The organism is Francisella orientalis FNO12 (genome assembly GCF_001042525.2).
GTDB classification, from domain to species: Bacteria; Pseudomonadota; Gammaproteobacteria; order Francisellales; family Francisellaceae; genus Francisella; species Francisella orientalis.
Map to the genome: position 1 here is coordinate 1,735,770 of NZ_CP011921.2, position 24,301 is coordinate 1,760,070.

Sequence of the window (24,301 nt, forward strand, 5' to 3'; positions counted from 1 at the left end):
TCTTAACCTCTTAGTGTATTGAGTTTACTTAAATCAATAGTTTTACGTTTTCTAAATATTGCAACAACAATAGCTAAACCAATTGCTGTTTCTGCTGCTGCCACAGCCATTATAAAGAAAACAAAAACGCCGCCCATCGCTTGATGGTGCATATTAGCAAATATCAGAAAATTAGTGTTAACTGCTAGAAGCATCAATTCTATCGACATTAAAAGTATAAGAATATTTCTTCTGTTTATAATTACGCCTGCAACACTTATTACAAATAGCAATGTACTAAAAATTAAACCATTCGTAACTGAAACTGAAATACTATTCATCTCTAGCGCCCTCTCTATTACTTGATATCTTAACCATAGTTAGACGATCTTTTGCTCTAACTTTGACCTGTTGTGCAGGATTTACAGACTTGTTACCTTTACGTTTAGATCTTAATGTTAGTGTAATTGCCGCTGCCATTGCTGCTAATAAAATAAAATCAACTAATTCAAACACATATAGATTACTATTATCAAACATTGTTAGACCTATAACTTTAAGTCCACCAACACCTCCCTGCATAGAGTCTCCTGCGAATACTTTAGTAGCAGCATAGCTAATCACAGTAGCAAATATTGCACAAACTATAATAGCCGCAAAAGCATAGAAAAATCTTCCGACTCTACCTTGTTTCTCAACATGTAGATCCAGCATGAATACTACGAACAAAAACATTACTAAAACTGCACCAACATATACAACTATAAGCAACAATGCTAAGTATACTTGTTGAAAAATTATCCACACAGCTGCTGTAAATACAAATGTAAAAATCATTGCTATTACAGAGTTTACTGGATTATTTGCCAAAACTAGCACTAAAGCAGAAATAATAGCCAGTGATGCAAATATGTAAAATAAAATATCTGTTACTACCATTTCTCTACCTAAAATCCTTATCTTGTAATCTATCTGCTGCTATCTGTGCCTCGTATTTATCACCAATAGCTAAAAGCTTAGCTTTTGTCATAATATTTTCACCACGCTCTTCAAAGTGATACTCAAGAATATTGGTCTCAACAATAGAATCTACTGGACAAGACTCTTCACAATAACCACAAAAAATACACTTAAATAAATCAATTTCATAACTAGATGTTCTACGTGACCCATCTTCTCTTTCAGTAGAGTTAATTGTGATTGCTAATGCTGGACATACAACTTCACATAGCTTACAAGCAATACATCTTTCTTCACCGTTCTCATAACGTCTTAAGGCATGTAACCCTCTAAATCTATTAGATATCGGAGTTTTCTCATCAGGATATTGCACAGTAACCTTACGTGTAAAAAAGTGCTTACCTGTTACCTTCATCCCTTTTAGAAGTTCCCAAAGTAGAAAGGTTTTGAAAAAACTTGTTATATTTCTCATAATATCATCCTTTTTACCACCAAGGTCCTACACCAAACCTAACCATACAAGCCACTACTACAACCCAAACAAATGTTAAAGGTATAAATATTTTCCAACCTAGACGCATGATTTGATCATATCTATATCTAGGGAATGTCGCACGCACCCACAAGAACATAAACATAAATATACCAGTTTTAGTAAACAACCATACAACTCCAGGCACAAAGCTAAATACCGCTTCTAAAGGAGTAGCCTCGAATGGAGAACACCAGCCTCCTAGAAACATGATAGAGGTTAAGATACTGATCAAAATCATATTTGCATACTCTGCTAAGAAGAAAAGTGCAAATCTAGATCCTGTATACTCAATATGATGACCAGCAATAATTTCTGACTCACCTTCAACCACATCAAAAGGTGCTCTATTAGTCTCAGCAATACCTGCGATGAAGTATACTACGAATAATGGGAACAAAGGTATAAAGTACCAATGCCACAAACCTCCAGTTTGAGATTCAATAATCCCAGTTATTCCCATAGATCCTGCTGCAATTACAACACCAACGATTGCAAATCCCATAGCTAATTCATAAGATACAACCTGCGCACCTGCTCTAAGAGCACCAAACAAAGAATATTTACTATTAGATGCCCATCCTGCTATTACAATCCCATACACTGAGAAAGATGTCATTGCTAATATATATAGAAGCCCCAAATTCATATCTGACAATACTACACCTTTTGAAAAAGGAATAACTGCCCAAGCAGCATAAGCAGGAGCAAATGCTAATATCGGAGCTATGAAAAACAAATACCTATTTGAATTTGTTGGGACAATAATCTCTTTAAGAAAAAGTTTTAAAGCATCAAATATCGGCTGTAACAATCCAAACGATCCTACTCTATTTGGACCTATTCTATCTTGCATATAACCAATAACCTTACGCTCAGCGTATGTATAATAAGCAACTACAAGTATAAGAGGAATAACTATTAACAACACATAAAGCACTGTCCATAATATATATGCTAGCATATTATTTAACCTCCTTCACAAGCTTAATACTTACATTATCACCTGATAAAAACGCCTTGTACAATGATCTTGGTATCATAATATTTTTAGCCTGCAAACTAGAATCAACTATTACTTCTGGCATTATCTCATTATCAATATCATAGATTTTAACAACACCAACGCCAGCTTTTAGACCAATTTCATCAGCCAGTTCTCGTGAAATTCTAACTCCAGAAAAACGCTTAGCATCACGAGTTTTCTGTAAAGGTTCTGCTCTTCTAAGTAAGCTACTAGTGCTATACATACAATTTGATGCAACAAATGCAATCTCTTTTTGATAATCTAAATTTGCATTAAGAATCTGAGCAACATGATTAATGCCTACTCTAGCTCTATGAGCATAAGCATCAGTAGTGACTTCTGATATTGAACTATACTCAAAACCTTCCAATTCTAAGAGATTACCAACAACTCCTAATACTCGCCACAGTTCTTTATTTTCAGCATATGGTTTTACCACTTGATTAAATGCTTTAGTATTACCAAATAAATCAACAAAACTTCCACTTGTTTCATAATGAGTAGCTACAGGTAAAATAATATCTGAAACATCTTTTGTAAACTTATCAGCAAATGCAGTAAAACTAACAACGATATCTATATTATCAAATGCCTCTCTTAGTTTCTGTTCACCATATAAACAATCTTTAGTTAACTCAGTGTGAGCAGTGAATAAAAGCTTAGTAGCTGTTTGACCATTCAAACACTTATATGTACTAAATTTAGATTTAGAAGAGCTAAATATTCTCTCAGCTGCGACCGAATTAACATCACTAGCTAACACCCCTCCTTTTACACCAATAACTTTTTCCAGTATCTCCAAAATACTGAATACTGCTTCAAAGCTGCTACTATTAACAATATCTTGGCCAACAATGATTTTTGGATTCTCTGCCGCAACAATTCTATCTGCAGTTTCTCTAACTTCTGCTGCTGGATCAACTTTTCTCAAAATTTCATCCAAGTCACCATATGGTAGATTTGCTCTTACAAAAATTGCTTTTAATAAAGATAATGCAATATATTGAATATTATCAGCAGCTAGTTTGACTTGTTTAACATCATAGTTAAAATCATAATCACAAATATTCCAAGCTACCAATTTAGCATTATTTTTTTCTACAGCATCTTTAACTGCAATATTAACTAGTGGATACTCTTTTCTAATATTTGATCCAAAAACCAAAATAAAATCACTTTCACGAATATTATCTAATGAACAATTAAAGCCTTTACCAGCACTTATTCTAGCTATATCAGCATACTGCCTTACTCTACCATCAATATTAGTAGATCCAACACCAGCTAATAGCTTTTTCATTAAGTACATCTCTTCAGATGTTGCAGACTCTGATACAATAGCTGATATAGCATCAGCACCATCTTTTTCTTTGGTTTTCTCAATTGCCACCTTGATAAAATCAAGCGCTTCTTCCCAAGATACTTCGACCCATCCACTAGATTTTTTAATCATCGGCTTTTCAATTCTTTCTGGGCTATATAATCCTGTATACTCAAATCTATCTCTATCAGCTATCCACGTACCAGTAATTTCACTCTCTCTAGGAACAGTTCTGACAATTCTATTTTGATAAACATGAGCATTAATCTCTGTAGCTAAAGCATCTCCTGAGGATACTGTAGAAAATTGTTTTAACTCCCATGCTCTAGCTTTGAATCTAAAAGGCTTAGATGTCAACGCACCAACAGGACAAAGGTCTATCACATTCCCTGAAATTTCTGAGTCAACCATATCTCCTGAAACATATGTACTGATAGCAGAATGATCTCCCCTGCCCATAACGCCTAATTCTTTAACTCCAGCAACCTCTTCACCAAAACGAACACAGCGTGTACACAAAATACATCTAGTCATATCCGTAGCAACTAAAGGACCTAGTTCAGGATCTTCAACAGCTCTTTTTGTCTCATGATATTCAGAAGTTGTATTACCATATCCCATAGCGATATCTTGAAGCTCACACTCTCCACCTTGATCGCAAATCGGACAATCTAATGGATGATTTATTAATAAAAACTCCATTACATCTTTTTGCATTTGCAAAGCCTTCTCCGAACGAGTTTTGACTTTCATTCCATCCATAATTGGAGTAGCACATGCCGGAGAGGCACGTCTAGCACCTTCCATATCAACTAAGCACATCCTACAATTAGCAGCTACAGATAGCTTTTTGTGATAGCAAAATCTAGGAATATAAATACCATTAGCATCTGCTACTTCTATTATTGACTGATTTGGCAAAGCCTCATAGCTTTTACCATCAATCTCTACATTTATTTTTTTGGATTCTTTATTGTCTGACACTGAACTACCTCAATCAACTATTGATCCACTATACTTTTACCACCATTTTCAATCATATATACAAACTCTTCTCTGAATTTATTTATATAACTTTGGACTGGCCATGCCGCAGCATCTCCAAGACCACAAATAGTGTTCCCTTCTATATTAGTTACCACTCTCACTAAAGTGTCGATATCTTCAAGCTTTCCTTCACCAGCAACAATTCTATGCAATGTACGAGCTAACCAGCCAGTACCTTCTCTGCATGGTGTACACTGACCACAAGACTCCTCATAATAGAAATCTGCTAATCTAGCTAGTGTTTTTACCATACAAGTTGTTTCATCTAAAACAACTACTGCTCCAGATCCTAGCATAGAGCCAGCTTCAGCTATAGACTCATAGTCCATAGTAACCTTAAGCATCTCTTCACCCGTAAGAATCTTAGAAGAACTTCCTCCAGGTATTACAGCCTTTAGCTTATGGCCATTACGAACACCACCACACATTTCTAAAACATCTTTGAAAGGAGTGCCTAGACCTATTTCCATGACTTTTTGATGCTTAACATGACCAGAAATACAAAAAAGCTTAGTACCGCCACTTTTTTCAGTTCCAAGATTTTTAAACCATTGACCGCCATGCTGTAAAATTACTGGTGCCGATGCGTAAGTCTCAGTGTTATTTATATTGGTTGGTCTACCATAAAGACCTTTGAAAGCAGGAAATGGTGGCTTAAATCTTGGGCGACCTTTTTTGCCCTCCAACGAATTAAGCAATGCTGTCTCTTCACCACAGATATAAGCCCCTGCACCAATCGCAGAATACAAATCAAATGAAATGCCTGAAGATTTAATATTTGACCCCAACAATCCTGTTTGATAAGCCTCTATCAAGGCATCTTCAAACCTTGCAATAGGTTCGTAAAACTCTCCTCGCGTATAGTTATAGCCAGCCGTAGCGCCGACCACATATCCGGCAATAACCATACCCTCTATTAATTGATGAGGATTATTACGCATTATTTCTCTATCTTTACAAGTACCTGGCTCCCCTTCATCAGAGTTACATACAACATATTTCTGCCCCGGTGTATTGCGTGGCATAAAGCTCCACTTAAGGCCAGTAGGGAACCCAGCCCCACCACGACCTCTAAGCCCTGATATCTTAAGCTCTTCAATAATCTGTTCAGGTGGAATCTTCTCTGTTAAAATTTTATTCCAATAAGAATAACCTCCTACAGATAGGTAAGACTCCAAGCTGTACGGCTTATCCAAATGTAGGGTACGAAAACAAACTTCATTTGCCATATATAACTACTCCAAAGAATCAATTATTTGATTCACTTTTTCTATAGTTAGATTTTCATAAAAAATCTTGTCAACCTCAAGCATAGGCGAGCCACAACAAGCTCCCTGGCACTCAACTTCTTTTAGGGTTATGCGACCATCTTTCGTAGTCTCTCCAGGCTTGATTCCAAGTTTTTTCTCAATATGCGCCAATATATCATACGCGCCATTTAACATACACGAAACATTTGTACATAAATTCAATTTATGTCTACCCACAGGTTTTAGTTCATACATACAGTAAAACGTAGCGACTTCATAAACATCGACTTTACTAACTTGCAAGTATTCAGCAAGAGCTGTTTGTAAGTCGTCTGTTAAATAGCCACCATTTTGATCTTGTAAAATATGCAACCCTTCCAAAATCGCAGATCTACGCTGATCCGCTGGAAATTTACTCAAAACCCTATCTATATCTTCTTTCGCTTGTGGCAGTATCAAATCTACTAAAGACATCTTTTTCCTCTATCTATCTACATCACCAAACACAACATCTATCGTAGAGATAATCGCTGGAGTATCTGCTAACATATGCCCTGACAACAACTCATCCATAGCGCTTATGTGAGTAAATCCCGGCGCTTTCATCTTAAGTCTATAAGGCTTATTTGCTCCATCAGACTTAATATATACACCAAACTCACCTTTAGGATGCTCCGTACCAACATAAACCTCTCCCTCAGGAGTACAATAACCTTCAGAAAAAAGCTTAAAATGATGAATAAGCTCTTCCATATTATTTTTCATTGCATTTCTTTTTGGAGGTACAACTTTGTGATTATCTGAAAGAACAGATCCCGGATTAGCTCGTAACCAATCAACACACTGTTTAATTAGCTTATTTGATTCGCGCATTTCTGCCATTCTGACAAGATATCTATCATAACAATCGCCATTAGCACCAACAGGAATATCAAAATCAAGCTTATCATAAACCTCATAAGGTTGAGATTTTCTAAGATCCCAAGCCACACCACTACCTCTCAACATTGGCCCAGCAAAGCCAAGCTCAACCGCTCTTTCTGCTGTAACAACACCAATATCCACAGTTCTTTGTTTCCAAAGCCTGTTATCTGTTAAAAGTGTATCTATCTCATCTAGAGATTTATCAAAATCGACAACAAAAGAATCTAAAAAGTCCAATATACCACCTTGTCTGTTAGCATTTATTTTTTTGGTTTTTCTTTTGCTTGTAAATCTAGTTTGCTTATATTGTGGCATTTGTGTTGGCAAATCTCTAGCCACACCTCCTGGTCTAAAATATGCAGCGTGCATACGAGCACCAGAAACAGCTTCATAACAGTCAAATAAGTCTTCTCTAACCCTGAAAGCATACAAAAATACTGTCATAGCACCTAAGTCGATACCACACGCAGCAACCCAAAGCAAATGATTAAGAATCCTTGTCATTTCAGCAAACATCACACGAATGTACTGAGCTCTTTCAGGAACCTCAAGTTCCAAAAGCTTCTCGATCGCCATCACGTAAGCATGCTCATTACACATCATCGAGACATAATCCAATCTATCCATATAGCCAATACTTTGATTATATGGTTTAAATTCAGCAAGTTTTTCTGTTCCTCTATGAAGTAAGCCAACATGAGGATCAGCCCTAACAACCATCTCTCCATCTAGCTCTAAAATAAGTCTAAGAACACCATGCGCAGCAGGATGAACTGGACCAAAATTTAGTGTATAGTTTTTATACTCTGCCATTGTTACAAACCCATAATTTTATTGATTGCGAATTACTCTTGGTGCATTGACCCTATCATCAATCTCTACAGGTTCATAAACAACCTTACCAAGATTTTCATCATAACGCATCTCCACATAACCTGTCTGAGGAAAATCTTTTCTCAAAGGATGCCCCACAAATCCATAGTCAGTAAGTACTCTACGTAAGTCTGGGTGATTATTAAAATAGATCCCAAACATATCATAAACTTCTCTCTCAGCCCAATTAGCGGAAGGCCAAAGATCCTCAACCGAGTCAACCATAATAATCTGAGCATCTTTTAATTTACATTTGACACGAACTCGAACATTATTAGCCATACTTAGCAACTGATAAATAATCTCAAATCTATTATTAACATCAGCAGTTTTAAAGTCCTGTTGCCTCCCTCTTGAAAAACCTGTTTGTGAAACAGTCTTACCCACTTGCCAATCAGACTGACCATAAGTCAAGTAATCAACAGCCGTGATATCAGTAAGTTGCCTGAAGTGATACTCTTTCTTAAGTTTCCTTAGCACAAGATGTATGTCGCGCTGATCTTTAATAGAAATATTAATCTCACCATATGCAACATAACACTCAACACCAAAACCGTTCAATATCTTTTCCACATTATTAAAATGATCTTGTAATCTGGCATTCACGATCACTTCCTCGCTATAGTATCTTTTCTAATTATTTTGTTCTGCAGCTGTATTATCCCATAAACTAAAGCTTCTGCAGTCGGAGGACATCCTGGAACGTATATATCTACAGGAACAATTCTGTCACACCCTCTCACCACAGAGTAAGAGTAGTGATAGTATCCACCACCATTTGCACACGAGCCCATAGAAATCACCCACTTAGGATCTGGCATCTGATCATAGACTTGACGTAGTGCTGGAGCCATCTTATTACAAAGTGTACCAGCAACGATAAGAACATCTGATTGCCTAGGAGACGGTCTAAAAACAATACCAAACCTATCTAAGTCATACCTAGCAGCACCAGCATGCATCATCTCAACTGCACAACAAGCCAAACCTGTAGTTACAGGCCACAATGAACCAGTGCGCACCCAATTTATAAGTGCATCCGCACTTGCAGTTATAAAACCTTTATTCTCGTTACCTATTCCCACTCTAAAGCTCCTTTTTTCCAGGCATATATCAAGCCCAAGAATAGTACCACCAAAAATATAATCATCGCAAAAAAAGCATGATTTGAAATAGCAGGCATTCCAGCACTAGCCTTTAAATTTATACCCCAAGGAATGATGAACGCCAACTCCAAATCAAATACTAAAAACAGTACTGCTATTAGGTAAAAACGAACATCTAATTTTTCTCTAGCATCTCCGAAGGTAGGAAACCCGCACTCAAAAGTCTCTCCTTTCGTTGCATTCGGATTATTGGCTCCAACAATCATCGATAAGATTTTACCGATCATTGCAAATGCTGCCCCCAAACCAAAGGCTATGATAAAAAATATCAATATTGGTGCAAATTCTGCATAAACATTGGCGCTCATAGAAAAAGATTGATAAAAATAATTAGTTCGTTAATGATAGCACAATTAGAGCTTAAGTACAAAGTCATAAGAAATTTTAAACCTTATAGATACTATAAAATAATTAATTAGAACTACAAAAACCTAAAATCGTTAAACACTATAGCCTCTAAAGGCTTTACTTAGTCAAGCTTTTCACATAATCTTTAATATTAGAATTTTATACATAATTTATAAACAACATAAGATGAACTCAAATAACTTTAACCTAAAACAATATGGCTTTAAGATTACTCAACCACGAGTTGAAATACTTAAACTTTTTGAAGAAAATACAGACAGGCATCTTAGTCCTGATGATGTTTTTTCTAAGCTTAAATCTGAAGGAAGTAATACAGGCATAGCTACAGTTTATAGAGTACTTAATCAGTTTGAATCAGCGGGAATAATAAGCCGACTCAAGCTAGACTATGATCAAGTTATGTATGAGCTAAATCAAGGAGATCACCATGATCATATCATCTGTGTCTCATGTAACAAAATACAAGAATTTTATAGTGAAGAAATCGAAGCCATGCAGAAAAAAATAGTTGAGTCTCTCGGAGCTGAAATGGTTGACCGCAGTCTAAATATATATATTAAATGTAAATCTTGCTTAAAAAAGTAACTTCTAATACTCGAAAATTTCATCATACACTGTTTGCAAGAGAGTATTATCGCTCTCTGTTAAAAAATATAAGCTATTACCTTTAGCTCCATAACCAACCAGATTAGTACTTGAGATGCCCAGCCTATCTGAAAGGTCCTTAAACAACTGAGGTATCTTATCTAAACCATTTCCAATTAAGGCAGTTAAAGATAAATTACGCTCAAATTCAAAACAATCAAGATGTAAGGCAGTTAAATCACTAATTACAGAATTTTCTATAAATTTATCAAGTCTGTTAATAACAAATGAGAATTCTTTGTCACTCAAACTAACTATAACTGGCGTTACTCCATATTTTTTTAGCAGGGAAAAAATATCAGGAGCCACATCTGATATATCTCTATCTTGAAGTTTTATTTTCATCAGAATTTGTTCATGCTTTTCTATAATAGCCCTCACTCCATCTCTATTAACTAACTCTTGATTATCTACAATATAAGTTCCTCCTTTATTGGGATCAAATGTTGACCCGACAAATACTTTTGTTCCACTTCTTATTACAGGCCAAAGTGTATCAGGATGTAAAACCTTAGCACCAAAACTTATCAATTCAATAGCCTCCTCAAAGTTTATCTGCCTTATTACTTGAGATTTAGGTATCAATCTTGGATCAGCTTGATGTATACCTGCAACATCTGTCCAAATATACAGCATATTTGCATTTATAGCCTCAGCAATCAATGCTGCTGAGTAATCACTCCCTCCTCGACCTAACAATATTGTTTCATTATCTAAGTTTGAACCAATAAAGCCGCTCATGACATATATCTTTTCCGGATCAGAAAGATATTTTCTCGTCTGATTTTTTATGTTTTCTAATAAAGGCTTAGCTTCAATATAGCTACGATCGGCTTTAATAATTTTTCAAGCATCTACATACTTTGAATTTATGCCTTGCACTTTCAAAACCTGATTAAAAATATATGCTGAAACCCTCTCTCCAAAAGATAAGATCTGTGACTGTAATCATAAATCCAATTCTTCACTTACATACAGTCTCTGACAAAGCTCCTCGAGCTCACTAAATAGACTCTCTACATTAGAACTCTCTGCTGGCAGAACAGATTCAACAATAGGATCTATGATAAGATGAAGGTCTTTAAATATTTTTTTATAGCTATAAATATCGCTTTTTATAAGCCTCTCTAATAAATTAGTAACTCCAGCTTGCGCACTGACAACAACAACTGTTATACCTTCATTGTTTTTGACTATGTCAACACATTTATATAGCTGCGATAGTTGCGACACTAGTTCCACCAAATTTTGCTACACTGATTTGTTTTTTCATAATTTTTTTACTGATTCATGTTACATTTAAATATAATCCAAATGATAATCATTATCAATAAATAAACAGCGGAGATAAAATTTGAATTTACAATCACAACAAATGATGTTAGAAAATCAAGCAACTTGGGAGTCTAATGCTAGAAGCTATCCTAGAAAAAATCCTTTAGTTATAAAAAAGCTCAAGGTGTTTATTTAACAGACATTGAGAATAAACATATATAGATTGCTTAGCGGGAGCTGGAACTATTGCTCTTGGACACAATGATCCTGAAATTACAAATGCCATATCACAAACTCTAAACAACGGGGTTCCGATACATACATTAGACTTGCTTACAGAAGAAAAACATAGCTTTATGGAGGGGCTACTAAATACTCTACCCCAGTCTTATCATGGCAAAACAAAAGTTCAATTTTGTAGCCCAAGTGGTTCTGATGCAGTTGAGGCAGCAATTAAACTATGCAAAACAGCAACAGGTAGAGAGAATATAATTGCTTTTCATGGTGCCTATCATGGTATGACTCATGGAACACTTTCTCTTATGGGTAATTTAGAACCAAAACAAGATATTGCCGGACTTACTCCCTATATACATTTCCTACCCTACCCTTATTCATATCGTTGCCCTTTTGGTCTAAAAGACGAACAAAGCGTAGACATAAATATTCAAATGATCTCTCGCTTATTAAAAGATCCTGAAAGTGGTATAAAAAAACCAGCCGCAATCATACTGGAACCCGTACAAGGTGAAGGAGGTGTAATCCCAGCTCCTGTAAAATGATTAAAGGCAATAAGAGAGCTAACTGAAGAGCTAGATATACCTCTAATTGTTGATGAAGTTCAGTCTGGTATTGGCAGAACGGGATACTTATATGCTTTTGAAAAAGCCGGTATTGATCCAGGTGTAATTGTTCTATCTAAAGCACTTGGTGGAGGATTGCCAATATCTGTAATACTATACAAAAGTTATTTAGATACTTGGAAGCCTGGTGATCATACAGGAACATTTCGTGGTAACGTGCTTGCAATGGTTGCAGGAAGCGTTGTTCTAAAAAGAGTAAACAATACTGACTTCCTAGAACAAGTAAGTAAAAAAGGTAATTATCTACTCGACAAACTCCGTAGCCTAAAAAAACAAATATAACATTATTGGTGATGTTCGCGGTTCGGGCTTGATGATTGGTATGGAAATAGTTGATATATCTTCAAAGCTGGACTCAATCGGTAGCTTGCCTGCTGATGGAAAAAAAGCTCTAGCAATCAAAAAAACTTGTTTTGACATGGGATTGATAGTTGAGTTAGGCGGTCGCTTTGGAGGAACTATTAGACTATTACCTCCTTTAACAATAACTATTAAACAAATCAATGAAGTAGTTAAAATATTAGAAGACTCAATTAAGGAGAATATATGAGTCTAAATCTTGATAGTTACTTTCTAAACAGCTCTATAGAAAGTACTAATGCATATAAACAAAGTATAAAAGATACTTTAGAAATAATCACAGCTAACTTAAAGAGCTCTAATATTTTTAGTGGGCAAGAGACAAGGCAACTAGAAGGATTGACTGCTCAATATAAGATAGATAAAGAACCTAAAAAATTAGAGAATATAATCCAGAATCAGCTTAGCGAGTTTTTTAAACATTCGCTGAATGTTAATTCCCCAACTTCTATGGCTCATTTACATTGCCCTGTAATGTTGTCCTCATTAGTTGCTGAAATATTTATCTCCGCTCTAAATCAATCTATGGATTCATGGGATCAAAGCCCTATTACCACATATATTGAACAAGCTGTTATTAACTGGTTTAGCTCTTTAATTTACAAAGATAATCCATGCTCAGATGGTATATTTACAAGTGGTGGAACTCAGTCAAACCTAATGGGACTACTTTTAGCAAGAGATCATTATTGTGAAAATGTTCTAAATCATAAAATAGCAGATTTAGGCTTGCCAAATATTGCTAATAAATTTCGTATCTTATGCACAGAAAAAACGCACTTCTCTGTACACAAATCTCTATCAATATTAGGATTAGGTAAAAACTCAATCGAACTAATAAAAACAGATGAGAATCTTAAATTAGATACTAAAGATTTAGCCTCAAGAATAGACTCTCTGAAAGTACAAGACTTGATTCCGATATATATAGTTACAACTATTGGAGATACTGACTTTGGTTGTATTGATAACATCAAGTCAATAGCAGAAATAGCAAATAAACATAACATATGGATTCATGCAGATGCCGCTGTTGATGGGGCTTTAATACTTTCAAATAAACACAAAGATCGACTAGTAGGTCTTGAACTTGTTGATTCTGTAACTATTGATTTTCATAAACTATTTTTTCAGCCTGTAAGTTGTGGGGCTTTTTTCTGTAAAGATAAACAAGCATTCAAGCTTCTGAGCTACCATGCTGATTACTTAAACCCTGATGAAGATGGCTTTGATACTATAAATTTAGTAGATAAATCGATACAAACAACTCGTAGGTTTGATGCTCTAAAAATATTTATCTCATTACAAAATAGTGGTACTGAGTTATTTGCAAAATGGATTGATCATATTATTGAGATTACAAATATAACGATAACAACCATAGAAGAAGACAATAACCTACAACTAGCCTTTGAAGAGCAACAACACTTAAGCAATCATCTAAATACAATTGTTTTTAGGTATTATGATAAAAATTTAAGTTCTAACACTCTAAATTTAATTAATAGAGAGATTCATAAGCTTATATTTCATAGTGGCAAATTTGCTATAGCTCAGACAAAAATAAATAAGAATATTTACTTGAAAAATCACCTTAGTTAATCCAATGATAACATCAGAACTGATAAGTGCCTGTCTCAAGCAAATAAAACACTATAGCAACTTAGTCAAAAATCAAATAGAGGCAAGCCAACAATGAATAAGTACGCAAATAGAATAACTCTAAAAAATTTTTTAAATTGTTACTACCGTGAGTTTAACAATTATGAATTATCCCAAAACAATGATGGTGGTTATAAGTTTAATATCTTTTTGAAATCTATAGATTCTAGTTTTAAAACTAATGTAAAAATTTCTCCAATATTGAAATCTCCAATATGGGAGTTACCATGCTATTTAGTAAAACAAGATGAAAAAATAAAGCTCGACCCTCTTGAAGCTGTATTTTTAATTAGCAAGGAGTTAGAAAGCTCTAATGTAATTGCCTTCGATGAGTTATTAGAGAGGATAACCAACTCCGCAACAAATATTACTCAGATATTACATTACAGAAAACACAAAATTGATGATGCCTTTGGATATGAAAACTCATTTATCACAAATGAGCAAAACTTAATAAGAGGTCATAGATTACAACCAGATCCTAAGAGTAGAGAAGGCTTTTATAAGGAAGAGTTCGTACAATATTCTCCAGAAACAAATGGCAAGTTTCAGCTTTATTATATGTATATAAGTAAAGATATTTTAGAATCACAATCATTACTTGAAAAAAATACAGATGAGATTTTTTCAGACTTCCTGAAAAATGAGAGTATATACTATAAATCTGATAAAGATTACCAATTATTTGCTGTACATCCTTGGCAAGCAAAATACTTGACAAAACATGATGAAATCCAAAAGTATAAAGCTCAAAAAAAGATAATAGATATTGGCATAACAGGCCCTTGGTTTTATCCAACAACCTCTGTTAGAACTGTGTACTCTCCACAAGCCAACATTATGCTGAAATTCTCGCTAAATATCGCCATAACAAATTCAGTAAGAACGAATTTGGCCAAAGAATGTAACAGAAGTTTGGCAGTTCATAAACTATATACAAATCATTTACAGACCATCTTAAATAATGAGTTCCAATACTTTAAGCTAATTACAGATCCTGCTTATTGTGCAATAAAAGTTAATAATAAAATTTTTGATCCAAGTATATGCATCATGCGCAATACCAATTTTAATCATCAAGATGATATTGCATGTATTGCAAGTCTAACTGAACCTAATCCTTTTAATGAAGCTACCCGTATTAGTTCATTAATCCAATATTTCAGTGTACACAACAATATCTCTACTTACGAAGCTGCTATCTATTGGTTTGAGACTTACTTAACAGTAGCTATTACCCCTATACTTTGGCTGTACTCAAAATATGGTATTGCTCTAGAAGCTCATCAACAAAACTTGCTAGTCAAAATAGAGCATGGACTACCAGTTGAAAGCTATTATCGTGATAGCCAAGGATATTATTATATAAAAGATCATCCAGAGCTCAAAAAAGCTAATTTTGGAGATATCAGTAGTCTATGTGGAGAATCTGAGGACTTTATAGATCATCATTTTTGCTACTACTTCATTGTGAATCAACTTCTTTCTGTAATAGAAACCATTACAAATACTGGCTATATTAGCGAACAAGATTTAATAAAAATAACTATAGATTTCTTAGAGGGCTTCCTAGAAAAGTATAAAACCTGCGATAAATTTATCAAAAAGATTCTGAATATAGATCAATTACCTCTAAAGGCTAATCTACGCACAAGACTTAGTGGGCTTGATGAACTACAAGCTCCTTTAACTAATCAATCTATTTATGTAAATACAAACAATCCTTTTAAGGAGGTTATATGAAAATCTATGACATCATTGGCATAGGAATTGGTCCTTTTAATCTTGGACTAGCAGCATTATTAAACGATAAACCTATCAACTGTCTTTTCTTTGATAAAAAAAGAAAACTTCTCTTGGCACCCTGGTTTGATGATGAACTGGACAACATTACAAGTACCATTTCTGGCTGATTTAGTAACTATGGCTGATCCAACTAGTGAGTTTACTTTTCTAAATTACTTACATCAAAAAAACCGTATGTATAAATTTTACTTCAAAGAAAATTTCTTTATACCTAGACAAGAGTATAACGACTATTGCTTATGGGTATCACAAAAGTGTAATTCTTGTAAATTTGGCTTTGAAGTTATAAATATAGAGCATCAAATAGACTCCCTGAACGAGGCTTGGTGCATCACAGTAAAAGATAAAGATAATCTAAAACAGCAATACTTAACAAAGAACATTGTACTTGGGTTAGGTACATCTGCATATTTGCCAAGTAAACTTCAGAATAAAGCAAACATTCACCATAGTAGTGAATATCTGAATATAAAAGATCAAGCTCTAAAAGATCAGCACATAACACTGATAGGCTCTGGTCAAAGTGCTGGAGAGATATTTTTGGATTTGATGAAGTCAAAAGATGATTCTACAAAAATTAGCTGGTTAACTAGAAGTAAAGGCTTTTTCCCAATGGAGTATTCTAAACTTGGTCTAGAACACTTCTCGCCTGATTATATTGAGTATTTTTATAACCTACCTAACTCAGAAAAGCCTAAACTTCTAAGTGAACAAGATCTACTCTATAAAGGATTTAGTGCTGAAACAATATCTGATATTTATGATGTCCTTTATGAACAATCTATAGAAAATAAAAACAATGCTGAATTGATTGCAAACTGTGAATGCTTAAATATTAATAACTCACAAGATAAATTTCTCTGCTCTTTTTATCATAGTCAACAAAATCAAGAGTTCTCAATCGCAACAGATAGAATTATTGCAGCAACCGGATATAAAGCAAATATAAATAATGTCCTCAAAAATATAGAAGCACTAATTCAACGAGATGATAGCAATAATCTCAAGATATCTCGTGATTATAAAATAATCACACAAAATACGTCTTTAAACATTTTTGTCCAAAATGCTGAAATCAACTCTCATGGTGTAGGTACTCCTGATTTAGGGTTAGGAGGTTATAGAAATGCTGTGATAGTAAATACTCTTCTTAACAAGGAGATATACAAAGTATCTTCTCGAACGATTTTCTCAACCTTTAGAGTTCCAAAAAAATACTTAACACAAAGAGCAAATATTAAAGTCGCATAAAATATTAGGAGACTATTTATATGAAAAATAAAATAAACTACTACAAGATAGCTAGCACAAGACTATTAGAAAAGATAATTTCAGAATTTAGTTATGAAGGAATTTTTAAGCCACTACAAAAAGATATAGATCAAGAAGTATATACTTTAGAAATAAACTCCAACCTATATTACAAATTTAAGGCTGTACAAAGAATATACGGTAACTTAACTATTGAAAAGGACTCTGTAACAAGACATGAGAGTAATAGTATGGAGTCTGCTGATGATGCTATAAGACTTGTCATTGATACATTACCTATAACAAATATTGATTCTGTCACAACGGCACACTTCATAAAAGAGCTAAATAATACGATATATGCTGATATAGCTATCTTACAAAAAGATAATATCTCAGCAAAGGACATCTACAAACTTCCATACGCTTATATAGAAGGAAACATGACTGGTCACCCTTGGTTTGTGATTAATAAAGGTCGTATTGGCTTTAATGCATCAGACTATGCAAACTACACTCCAGAGATGCAAAAAATCATCAATTTAGTGTGGATTGCCGTAAACAAAAATTTAGTAACTTTTTCATCTATAGCAAGTACTGATTATCTACAAATTACCAATAAAGAAATTAACTCAGAAACCTTACTCAGTTTCAATAAAACTATAAAGATGAATGGTAAAAAGCCTAGTGATTTTTACATTTTACCTGTTCATCCATGGCAGTGGAAAAATGCTGTAATGCAACAGTTCACGAAATATATAGATGATAAAGATATTATATTTCTTGGTAAGTCTACCGATCAATACTTAGCTATGCAGTCAATAAGAACTATGTCTAATATTTCTCATCCTGAAAAACACAGTATAAAGCTACCTCTAAATATACTAAATACCGCGGTTTATAGAGGCCTACCCAAAGATCAAACAATTAATGCTCCAATGCTTACACAATGGATTAAGAATATAGTCCAAAAAGATGAGTTTTTAGCTAAAAAAAATTTCATACTTCTAGGAGAGTTAGCTAGTGCCTACTGCCATCATCCTTATCAGTCTGAAGTTCCTCAGGTACCATACTACTTTACAGAGCAGTTAGGAGCAATCTGGAGAGAAAGTATTCACACTAGACTTAAAAGTAGTGAACAGGCTATAACAATGACTGCTTTAACTTATGTTGATGCTAATGGTAAAAGTATTATTTGTGAAATGATCAAAGAATCATCTTTAGATATTGATAAATGGCTAGAAATGTTTTTTGAAAATACCGTCCCTGCTCTACTACATTTCTTATACAAATATGGCATGATTTTCTCTCCTCATGGAGAAAATAGTATATTAATCATAGAGGACAATCTCCCTGTTGGTCTAGCGACGAAAGATTTTGTCGATGATATAAATATATGCAAAAATCCTGTTGATGAGCTAAGATCCCTTCCACAACAGGTAAAAGATGACATTCCTCAAGTTGAAGATGATTACCTTCTGCAATTTATTCATACAGGATTATTCGTTGTTCACTATAGATATATCTCTTCGCTACTAGCAGACAAACTAAACTACCCCAAGCTTTACTTTTATCAAAAATTAGATGAATGTATACAAAAATATCAGGCAAGCAATCCTGAGCTAAAATCTCGTTTTGAACGTTTTGATTTATATAAACCAACTTTTACAAAACTATGTCTGAATAGGCTAAGAATTTTTGAAGTTGGATATAGTGATTATTCAGCAAGACCTAAGGTAATCTCTACAGAGCAACTTGATAATCCTCTTTATCTTGCTCAAAGCACCAAAAATATAGATAAGGACTTATTCAAGCATAATAGAGTGTCTTTTAGAGCATTTGACTTAGAACATGATTTAGATACTATTCACTCATGGTTGAATAAACCTCACGTAGCAAAATTATGGAGCCTGAATAAATCAAAGTCCGAGCTAAAAAAATATTTTTGCAATATGCTTTCAAAGCCTAACCAAAAATTACTTATATTATCGATAGATAACTCAGAAATCGCCTATGCTGAAATTTATAACACTCAGACTGATTGTATCGCCAATTATTTCTCTACTGATGATAATGAATATGGATGGCACCTGCTAATTGGCCTTGAAGAAGCTATAGGTAAAGGATATTCTAAATTACTTGTAGAAGCTCTTAGCAAATATTGCTTTGATATGCTTGGCACTAATAAAGTTATCTTTGAACCTGATGTTAGAGTGATCGCTTTTCAAAAAATTGCTCCTAAAATCGGATATTCAAATCTTGGTGAGATAGCCTTACCTGAAAAACAAGCATATCTATTTAGTTGTTCAAAGAGCTCTTTTATAGAGGGGGAAACATTATGATAGACTGCAATATTTTAAAATGGCCAATAGTTAAAATGCATTTCGGTAGCTCCCCAAGCTATAAAGATGTACTTAGCTGGTTAGATAAATGTTCTCAAATACTAAAGAAACAACAAAAATTCTTAGTAATTAGTACTTTTTCTGAACAATATCAGTTTGAGCATAAAGCACGATTAAAACAAGCAAAATGGTTTAAAGAGTCTAAACCTGAACTTGCTAAATGGTGTCTAGGTATGATTCGTGTCACAAATGATCCTATTATGATCAAAAAGATTAATGCTCCAGCAATGGCTAAAGGTATGCCCTTTAGCTGTATTGCTGTTGGTAATACATGCTCAGCATGGAAAAAAGCTCAACAAATTCTAATTGAAGATAACTTGATATGAAAAAACAACTTGATATAACCATTCTTTATTTAGCACAAGCTATATCACTATATTTCTGTACTTTTGGATTACCAACAATTCTACATTCTGAAGGAGTCTCTTTAGAAAAAATAGGCCTTTTTAGTATCTTACTATTACCATATGGGTTATCAAATTCCTATGGGCTCCTTATGTAGATAGGTTATATATCAAAAAAATAGGCCGAAGAAAAAGCTGGTTTATTGTAATGCAATTTTTGACCATAAGTCTATTTTTAATATTCTCTATTTACACTCCAAAAGACTATACCAACTATATTTTCTTATTTGCGTTTTTATTGTCATCTATTGCAGCAATGCAAGATATAGCAATCGATGGATTTTCAATAGAACAAACAAAAGCTAAAAGCTTACAGTGGAGCAACTTTTGTAGAGTAATTGGCACTACTCTAAGTAGCATGATTGGTGGAGCATCTCTAATTGCGTTATACAAAATTTTAGGCTGGCATCAAATTACTCTATATATGACTTTTATAAGTTTATGCATTTGTATCTATATGTTTCTTATAAGAGAAAATCATCACAATGAACAATACCAGCACCATATACCATCTCTAAAGTCTTTCTTTAGTAGAAAAGAAACCAGAATATTATTACTTATGTGTTTGAGCTACAGAGCCTGTGAAGGTTTGGTTATGGGAATGCAATCATCATTTTTAGTAGATTCTCATATTCCGCTAACAACGATAGGCATAGTTATGGGAACTGGTAGTGCATTAATAGGTGTTTGTGGTGCAGCTGTTATTAGTTACCTCTTTAACTTTTATAAAGAAACTATTCTTTTGACAATATTGGCAGTAATCAGAGGCTTTTGCTATTTCTCTCTAGGATTTATAAGTTTTTATGGTATTGATAATCAAATATTTATCTTTGGTATTGTATTATTGAATATGGCTTCTCGACTTATGGAGATGATAGTTCTATATACTATATTCATGAAATTTAGTTCAAAAGATCAAGCAGGCACTGACTTTACAGTTTCAGTATGCGCTGAACTTCTAATCTATATACTAGGAATGTCACTTAGTGGTTTCTTAGCTGCGAATATTGGTTACTCAATGCTTTTCACACTAGGTGGTATTGTTTCCATACCAGGGTATTTAATAGCATTACTATTATTACAAAAACTATCCTCTGGTGAGAGTACTAAGCCTATTATATTGAATAGATAATCTAATTTATTCATTCGCCATAAATGATACTGATTATTATTATCATAGTGATATTATCTAAGTCATAATTTGTTAATTCTAATGCAATAACATTCTTATGAATTCTAAAATTACAGCACCTATAATTATATGTATAGTTATTTTATTATCTTACAGCACGTCTTTTTCAAACACTAATGGTCAAGAGCTTAGCTTAAATGAAGAAGCTATCATCGAACTACAACAGCAAATACGTAAATTGCAAGCTGATATTAGTGATATAGAAGAAAACACACTAGACTCTAACCGATTAACAACATATGACTCAAAAATAACCGACCCAAATCCTAATGATATAAGCCTAATATTCGGAAATAGTACAAATGCTTACGAAATCAGCACAAGTATAAATACAAATAATTCAATCATCGATTTAAGAAATACCCTAGCAGGAGGTATCTTCACTCATGATGGTGCTATTAATGTCGGAAATGCCCCAGCTATTACAACCAGAGGACAAGTAACATTTTTAGGAGCCTATTCAGGTGATAATAGTATACCTATAGGAATGATATCAGGTAGTCTATTTTCATCTACAGTAATTGGACAACGCAATAAATTTGATGTTATAATCTAAATGCTAATGGTCAAAATATTTCTCTAACATCCTCTACATTATATTTTTTAGCCAATGTCGGACACTACGTGACTGCTCAATTTGATATCAGCACTAGTGAGCTTAATAACTTTGGCTTAGGCAATGCTTTTGTCATATTTGGTAACCTAGATACATCACCATTATTTGTAACTGCTGGAAGAAGTAAACTATCTGTAGGTGCTTTTAGTGGTGGTGGGCCATGGACTGGTGGTATAACAGGATTTCTGGCACCGGGTAGAACAACCAACATATCACTAAACTATAAAGATGACATTCTAAATGCCAATATAGCTGTCTTTGGATCTGATGATAATCATCTAAATTTTTCAACTGGATTATTCTACGCAGAAAGTTGGACTGAGACATTGGCAGTTGACTTTAATACAGGCTATGTATTTAATATTGCAGGAGCTGGCAATGCTTCTTTCAATAAGTTTTTGGAGAATCAAAATTCTTCAAGTGACAATATAGGTAGTTTCAATATTAATGGTAACCTTACTTACACTATAGGTGGTGGTTTTTTAAATCTAGGAACAGGTTGGGCAAGTACCACAAATAGAAAAGACTTTAACGGTAGTAATCAAAATGTCTTGGCTGGAGGCTGGTATGCTGCAGCAAACTATTCATTACAACTTGGCGGAAGAAACACAAACTTTGGTGTATCATATGGGCAGACATATAATTCTACTAATATACCGATGTCATTACCAGCATCTCCTCTACTATTTGGTCAATCTCCATCTGGAATCAAAAACCAGCTAATTTTATCAACTCAACGCGCATATTTTGACAACAATGTCTTAATAGGCCCAGAGTATTCATATCAAAAGTTATACAACAACAAGCATATGAATACTTTCACTATAGACATTGCTGTATACATGTAGTCACTAAGTTAACACTAAGCTAAAGTATTACTATTATTTTGTTTATTTTTTATAGACATGAAAAAGAAAAAGCTTAGTCTATTTTTTTTTGACGTTAACCACTTCCTTAACTGAATTGTGTTATGCTGATGCAAGATCACAAATTATTATAGAAAATAACAGTCCAGTCCCAATATCATTCAGTATATCTCCGGGAAACAGTACTGGAAAAGCTATAAATAGCCAAGTATTGGATGCAAATCAGTATATCAATGTTGGACAATATACCAATGATAAGTTTGTAGATTATAATTCAACTATAGATATAAACTTCGATTCTGAGAATTTACAACATAGTGGCTCAATACAATATAATCTAAAAAATGGTTGGACAATTAATAGTGCAAATTTTAATAATTTGAATGGTAATATAGCTATAGAGCATCAAAACAATGATTTTAATTATAGTTAGCATAGCTATACAACAACACTAAAATATCGTATACCTATATTTACAATTTCTGCATGTCCAAAATTCACAAATCCACAAGATTCAAAACTCAAAGACATACAAAGAATACTTATATTTGGAGATAGTCTAAGCGATACAGGCAACCTATATGGTTATACAAATGGAATTATCCCAAGATCAACTCCTTATTATAGAGGTATGTTTTCTAATGGCTCAGTTTGGACAACAATGTTAAGTGGAAGTCTAGAAAATAAAATCCCCATCAGCAATTATGCTGTTGGAGGAGCTACCGCTGTCTTTGAACCATCTTGGACAGATCTTGGACTACCCTATACAATAGGTACTGAACTTCAAGCATATTCTCTAGATGATGGAGCTCACGATACCGCTAAAAATCTAGCAATATTTTTTATTGGTGCAAATGACTATTTAACAATAGCAGCCAACCAAGACCCTAACTCACTCAAGAATATTGCTACTGAAGTTACTGACAAGATCATAGCTGCTATCAAAACTGTAAATGCACAAAAAACTCTAGTTATTGGACTACCTAATCTAGGATTGACACCAGAGTCAAAAAATATAGGTAACCAAAACCTCTTAAAAGAAGTATCTTCTCTACATAACCAAATTCTAAAACAGTTTGCTGAAGATCAGAATAATATAGAGTTTGTAGATATGAATGCAATATTTGAGATGCTTGTTAATGATACTGATAATTTCAACAAAAAATATCATACTTCAATAAACCCAAGCAAAACTAACCAAAGTTACTGGAGTGGTGGTTATTTCTCTTATAACCCAGATGATCTAAACTCAAAAGAGTTTTATGAAAACCTATTAAGAGACAACCCTAAGCCTGTCCTACTTCAAGAATCTGAGAATATTTCATCAGGAGAACTAGATATGGGAAAAATTCCTCTGACTCCAGATATTACTAGTGCAATTTTAGCTGCTGAAACTGGTAAATTATGTGATAATCCTCAAGAATATATATTCTAGGATGGTGTCCATCCAACCTATCAAGTGCATAAAGCACTATTTGAGTATATTGCTAACGAGTATTTAGGAATAAATA

At 33.9% G+C, this 24,301-nt stretch carries 24 protein-coding genes and 2 pseudogenes; 13 read left to right on the forward strand and 13 right to left on the reverse strand.

The window, feature by feature from the left end; all coding sequences use genetic code 11:
• Nucleotides 1-2: 2 nt before the first annotated feature.
• The 11 genes from nuoK to ndhC are packed head-to-tail and all read right to left on the reverse strand — an operon-like array spanning nucleotide 3 to nucleotide 9,387.
• Complete coding sequence (gene nuoK, locus FNO12_RS08885) at nucleotides 3-320, reverse strand: NADH-quinone oxidoreductase subunit NuoK (RefSeq protein WP_014714600.1); 318 nt, start codon at nucleotides 318-320, stop codon at nucleotides 3-5.
• Nucleotides 313-918: an NADH-quinone oxidoreductase subunit J gene (locus tag FNO12_RS08890; RefSeq protein WP_014714599.1), complete on the reverse strand. Its 606-nt coding sequence runs from the start codon at nucleotides 916-918 to the stop codon at nucleotides 313-315. Before FNO12_RS08890 ends, nuoK begins: the two co-directional genes overlap by 8 nt.
• A 4-nt stretch (nucleotides 919-922) precedes the next feature.
• Nucleotides 923-1,411, reverse strand: coding sequence for an NADH-quinone oxidoreductase subunit NuoI (gene nuoI, locus FNO12_RS08895; RefSeq protein ID WP_012280348.1), 489 nt, complete (start codon nucleotides 1,409-1,411; stop codon nucleotides 923-925).
• Between the two features lie 13 nt (nucleotides 1,412-1,424).
• Complete coding sequence (gene nuoH, locus FNO12_RS08900) at nucleotides 1,425-2,435, reverse strand: NADH-quinone oxidoreductase subunit NuoH (RefSeq protein WP_014714598.1); 1,011 nt, start codon at nucleotides 2,433-2,435, stop codon at nucleotides 1,425-1,427.
• A gap of 1 nt (nucleotide 2,436) precedes the next feature.
• A complete protein-coding gene (gene nuoG / locus FNO12_RS08905; protein WP_014714597.1) occupies nucleotides 2,437-4,803 on the reverse strand; it encodes an NADH-quinone oxidoreductase subunit NuoG in 2,367 nt (788 codons plus the stop codon).
• A gap of 17 nt (nucleotides 4,804-4,820) precedes the next feature.
• Nucleotides 4,821-6,095: an NADH-quinone oxidoreductase subunit NuoF gene (gene nuoF / locus FNO12_RS08910; RefSeq protein ID WP_014714596.1), complete on the reverse strand. Its 1,275-nt coding sequence runs from the start codon at nucleotides 6,093-6,095 to the stop codon at nucleotides 4,821-4,823.
• Between the two features lie 6 nt (nucleotides 6,096-6,101).
• Nucleotides 6,102-6,590, reverse strand: a complete 489-nt coding sequence (locus FNO12_RS08915) for an NADH-quinone oxidoreductase subunit NuoE family protein (protein ID WP_014714595.1) — start codon at nucleotides 6,588-6,590, stop codon at nucleotides 6,102-6,104.
• A 9-nt stretch (nucleotides 6,591-6,599) separates the two neighbouring features.
• A complete protein-coding gene (locus FNO12_RS08920; RefSeq protein ID WP_030005786.1) occupies nucleotides 6,600-7,853 on the reverse strand; it encodes an NADH-quinone oxidoreductase subunit D in 1,254 nt (417 codons plus the stop codon).
• Nucleotides 7,854-7,871: 18 nt separating this feature from the next.
• Nucleotides 7,872-8,519, reverse strand: coding sequence for an NADH-quinone oxidoreductase subunit C (locus FNO12_RS08925; protein WP_014714594.1), 648 nt, complete (start codon nucleotides 8,517-8,519; stop codon nucleotides 7,872-7,874).
• Between the two features lie 2 nt (nucleotides 8,520-8,521).
• The gene (locus tag FNO12_RS08930; protein ID WP_003017394.1) at nucleotides 8,522-8,998 is read right to left on the reverse strand and encodes a NuoB/complex I 20 kDa subunit family protein; all 477 of its coding nucleotides are present in this window, start codon (nucleotides 8,996-8,998) and stop codon (nucleotides 8,522-8,524) included.
• Nucleotides 8,989-9,387, reverse strand: coding sequence for an NADH-quinone oxidoreductase subunit A (ndhC, locus tag FNO12_RS08935; RefSeq protein ID WP_014714593.1), 399 nt, complete (start codon nucleotides 9,385-9,387; stop codon nucleotides 8,989-8,991). The genes FNO12_RS08930 and ndhC overlap by 10 nt, the downstream gene beginning before the upstream one ends.
• Before the next feature lie 226 nt (nucleotides 9,388-9,613).
• Here ndhC and FNO12_RS08940 point away from each other — a divergent pair, with 226 nt between their 5' ends.
• Nucleotides 9,614-10,033 (forward strand): Fur family transcriptional regulator, encoded by a 420-nt coding sequence (locus FNO12_RS08940; RefSeq protein ID WP_014714592.1) that lies wholly within the window; start codon nucleotides 9,614-9,616, stop codon nucleotides 10,031-10,033.
• Nucleotides 10,034-10,036: 3 nt separating this feature from the next.
• On the opposite strand, the gene FNO12_RS11255 is transcribed toward FNO12_RS08940, so the two are convergent.
• Nucleotides 10,037-10,936, reverse strand: coding sequence for an amino acid kinase family protein (locus FNO12_RS11255; protein ID WP_306807232.1), 900 nt, complete (start codon nucleotides 10,934-10,936; stop codon nucleotides 10,037-10,039).
• A gap of 105 nt (nucleotides 10,937-11,041) precedes the next feature.
• Nucleotides 11,042-11,326, reverse strand: a complete 285-nt coding sequence (locus FNO12_RS11260) for an amino acid kinase family protein (protein WP_231138735.1) — start codon at nucleotides 11,324-11,326, stop codon at nucleotides 11,042-11,044.
• A 314-nt stretch (nucleotides 11,327-11,640) separates the two neighbouring features.
• On the opposite strand from FNO12_RS11260, the pseudogene FNO12_RS08950 reads away from it, so the two are divergent.
• From FNO12_RS08950 to FNO12_RS11650, 12 genes and pseudogenes are all read left to right on the forward strand, one after another.
• A pseudogene (locus tag FNO12_RS08950) lies at nucleotides 11,641-12,513 on the forward strand (aminotransferase class III-fold pyridoxal phosphate-dependent enzyme).
• 31 nt (nucleotides 12,514-12,544) lie between these two features.
• Nucleotides 12,545-12,781: a hypothetical protein gene (locus FNO12_RS11265; RefSeq protein WP_030005789.1), complete on the forward strand. Its 237-nt coding sequence runs from the start codon at nucleotides 12,545-12,547 to the stop codon at nucleotides 12,779-12,781.
• Complete coding sequence (locus FNO12_RS08955) at nucleotides 12,778-14,193, forward strand: pyridoxal phosphate-dependent decarboxylase family protein (protein WP_231138736.1); 1,416 nt, start codon at nucleotides 12,778-12,780, stop codon at nucleotides 14,191-14,193. Before FNO12_RS11265 ends, FNO12_RS08955 begins: the two co-directional genes overlap by 4 nt.
• 93 nt (nucleotides 14,194-14,286) lie before the next feature.
• Nucleotides 14,287-15,996, forward strand: coding sequence for an IucA/IucC family protein (locus FNO12_RS08960; RefSeq protein ID WP_014714590.1), 1,710 nt, complete (start codon nucleotides 14,287-14,289; stop codon nucleotides 15,994-15,996).
• The gene (locus FNO12_RS11270; protein ID WP_234387229.1) at nucleotides 15,993-16,166 is read left to right on the forward strand and encodes a SidA/IucD/PvdA family monooxygenase; all 174 of its coding nucleotides are present in this window, start codon (nucleotides 15,993-15,995) and stop codon (nucleotides 16,164-16,166) included. The genes FNO12_RS08960 and FNO12_RS11270 overlap by 4 nt, the downstream gene beginning before the upstream one ends.
• Nucleotides 16,087-17,310 carry a lysine N(6)-hydroxylase/L-ornithine N(5)-oxygenase family protein gene (locus FNO12_RS08965; RefSeq protein ID WP_234387228.1) on the forward strand — a complete coding sequence of 408 codons (1,224 nt, stop codon included), beginning with the start codon at nucleotides 16,087-16,089 and terminating at the stop codon, nucleotides 17,308-17,310. The genes FNO12_RS11270 and FNO12_RS08965 overlap by 80 nt, the downstream gene beginning before the upstream one ends.
• A gap of 20 nt (nucleotides 17,311-17,330) precedes the next feature.
• Nucleotides 17,331-19,652, forward strand: coding sequence for a GNAT family N-acetyltransferase (locus tag FNO12_RS08970; RefSeq protein WP_030005790.1), 2,322 nt, complete (start codon nucleotides 17,331-17,333; stop codon nucleotides 19,650-19,652).
• A complete protein-coding gene (locus tag FNO12_RS08975; protein WP_014714589.1) occupies nucleotides 19,649-20,038 on the forward strand; it encodes a hypothetical protein in 390 nt (129 codons plus the stop codon). Before FNO12_RS08970 ends, FNO12_RS08975 begins: the two co-directional genes overlap by 4 nt.
• 187 nt (nucleotides 20,039-20,225) lie before the next feature.
• Complete coding sequence (locus FNO12_RS08980) at nucleotides 20,226-21,248, forward strand: MFS transporter (protein ID WP_231138747.1); 1,023 nt, start codon at nucleotides 20,226-20,228, stop codon at nucleotides 21,246-21,248.
• A gap of 97 nt (nucleotides 21,249-21,345) precedes the next feature.
• Nucleotides 21,346-22,772, forward strand: a pseudogene (locus FNO12_RS08985) (DUF3573 domain-containing protein).
• Nucleotides 22,773-23,001: 229 nt separating this feature from the next.
• Nucleotides 23,002-23,223 (forward strand): hypothetical protein, encoded by a 222-nt coding sequence (locus tag FNO12_RS11645; protein WP_234390276.1) that lies wholly within the window; start codon nucleotides 23,002-23,004, stop codon nucleotides 23,221-23,223.
• A gap of 165 nt (nucleotides 23,224-23,388) precedes the next feature.
• Nucleotides 23,389-24,225 carry an SGNH/GDSL hydrolase family protein gene (locus FNO12_RS11650; protein WP_231138748.1) on the forward strand — a complete coding sequence of 279 codons (837 nt, stop codon included), beginning with the start codon at nucleotides 23,389-23,391 and terminating at the stop codon, nucleotides 24,223-24,225.
• Nucleotides 24,226-24,301: the final 76 nt, after the last annotated feature.